The organism is Gilliamella sp. Nev3-1, from assembly GCF_001690435.1.
GTDB classification, from domain to species: Bacteria; Pseudomonadota; Gammaproteobacteria; order Enterobacterales; family Orbaceae; genus Gilliamella; species Gilliamella apicola_C.
This window is the reverse complement of sequence record NZ_LZHN01000078.1, coordinates 1-1,380: the sequence shown is the minus strand read 5'-3', so window position 1 is coordinate 1,380 and position 1,380 is coordinate 1. Positions and strand designations below refer to the sequence as shown.

Sequence of the window (1,380 nt, the reverse complement as noted above, 5' to 3'; positions counted from 1 at the left end):
CCCTTGTCTTTTTTTTCACACGTGATCTTTTCCTTTTTAAATAGTTTTTTGAGGACTTTTTAAATAAAAAAATACAACTATCACCAATACAAGTAATTTTTAAGCTATTTTTAATTTGACTATAATTTACACCTATAAAAGTGGCAAAACTTCCCCTTTGATAAGCCTCAATTTGGGTCCAAGTCATATTATGAATATCATGTTGTTTCGCATAATCTTTCTCGGCTGAAATTAAATATTCGTCAAATGATGAAAAAGTTTTACCAACAAATTTTTGACATAATATTTTTGCCCATAATTTGGAATCGTATGACTCTGTCGCCCCATCTGATATTGCTATACTTAAATTATCATCTGATATAGCCCATGAATCTTCATTTAAAGATTCATGATCCAAAATAAAATCTTTTTCTATATTAAATTGATAATTACCATTATCCAATGTGTCTTTAGAAATAGAACCCAAAAATATTTTTTTTATCATCTCAATTGTGCCGCTCTAGTTCCAATTTCAAAGAAGTCTGCAATTTCAGCAGCCTCAGCATTGAACATAAAACCTCTTGATTCACTAGATACACTGTACCCTTTCCCTTGAGCGAAATTAACTAAATTCGATGGCAATAAGCTAGACATTCTAAATAACATTTTTGCATAAGAATCTGGTAAATTAAATTCACCAGATGGAAATTTAATTGCAGCACCACTTAATGTACTAACATGAAGATTTAGTAACAATACTTCACCATCATTAGCACTAATACGACATAGATCTTTTGCAATTCCTTCGGGATCACCATCATTAGATTCCCCATCGGTAACATGCAAAATCGTTGGAGGATAACTATCTGGATGGGAATCACACCATTGACTTAATTCTTGCGCAGCTTCTGTTAAAGCTGCATTCATAGGAGTCCCCCCGTCTGCAACAGGCTCAAACCACATAGGAAATTTCACTGGAACTTCTATTATTCCTCCAGCCCCATCATCCATTTTCTTTTTTCTATCTTCTATTTTTAGAGGAAATTTCTCTATTAATGAAATAGGATTAATAACTTTTTGACCTAATTCACCTTTAAAACCATTAGCAACACCATGCTGTCCATATCCTAAAACACCTATTTCAAAATAATCTCTTACACCCTCAGATTTTGTACATCTTGTGATTAAATCCATCAAAGTTCTATTAAGCACGTCAGCAACAAACTCTGCTTTAGTTCTACCTGAAACCATTTTGTCAGACATTGAACCTGATTGATCAACTAAAAATAGAAATGCCGTAGGGGATGTTCTACTAATTTGAGCTTCGTAAGACATACTTTTATTCCTCTGGTTAACTGTTATAAATAAAAAATTAATATTTCAACCGATCTATCATATTTT

The 1,380-nt window shown here is 32.4% G+C and carries 1 protein-coding gene and 1 pseudogene; both read right to left on the bottom strand.

From position 1 onward, the window contains the following. Positions 1-484 (bottom strand): annotated as a pseudogene (locus A9G40_RS13040) (hypothetical protein); the annotation flags it as partial. Then, on the bottom strand, positions 481-1,314 hold the full coding sequence (locus A9G40_RS13035) for a vWA domain-containing protein (protein WP_065583372.1): 834 nt from the start codon (positions 1,312-1,314) through the stop codon (positions 481-483). The pseudogene A9G40_RS13040 and the gene A9G40_RS13035, both read right to left, overlap by 4 nt. Between the last annotated feature and the right edge of the window lie 66 nt (positions 1,315-1,380).